The sequence below is a fragment of the Terrisporobacter mayombei genome (assembly GCF_020748465.1).
In the GTDB taxonomy this organism is placed as follows: Bacteria; Bacillota; Clostridia; order Peptostreptococcales; family Peptostreptococcaceae; genus Terrisporobacter; species Terrisporobacter mayombei.
Genome location: NZ_JAHZMP010000174.1, coordinates 1 through 477 on the forward strand (window position 1 = coordinate 1; position 477 = coordinate 477).

1 protein-coding gene and 1 pseudogene are annotated in these 477 nt (G+C 46.8%); both read right to left on the bottom strand.

Features of this window, described 5'->3' with window-relative positions; all coding sequences use genetic code 11:
* Positions 1 to 76, bottom strand: a pseudogene (gene yzgL / locus K0039_RS25135) (protein YzgL); the annotation flags it as partial.
* A gap of 128 nt (positions 77 to 204) precedes the next feature.
* The coding region (locus tag K0039_RS25140) for a glycogen/starch/alpha-glucan phosphorylase (protein ID WP_228106855.1) at positions 205 to 477 on the bottom strand (273 nt) is incomplete at its 5' end.

The following is a 477-nucleotide window of genomic DNA, read 5'->3' on the forward strand; positions in this document are numbered from 1 at the left end:
CCAAAAATTGCGCCAGTATGGGGATGCCGAAAAAAGTCATTACCAGCGAGGTCAAAATCCATTTTCTGTTTTGCATTATACTTTCCATTCTTTTTGAATGGTGAAATTATACTCCCCGAGTCCCCTTGCCCCTTCTGGACACTTTTCCGAAATGATGGCGGAAAAAAACGGGACCCTTTGGCCCCGTTCTATTTATTGGTGAACTTACAATCTCACCGGATCGATATGCCAGATATGATCGGCGTACTCTTTGATAGTACGGTCAGAAGAGAAGTAGCCCATATTGGCAATGTTCAGCATCGCTTTTGCGGTCCACTCTTCCTGAAGCTCGTAGAGTTCATCGACTTTATCCTGACAATCGACATAGCTGCGATAATCCGCCAGTACCTGGTAGTGATCGCCGAAGTTGATCAGCGAATCAACCAGATCGCGATAGCGACCCGGATCTTCCGGACTGAATACACCGCTGCCGATTTG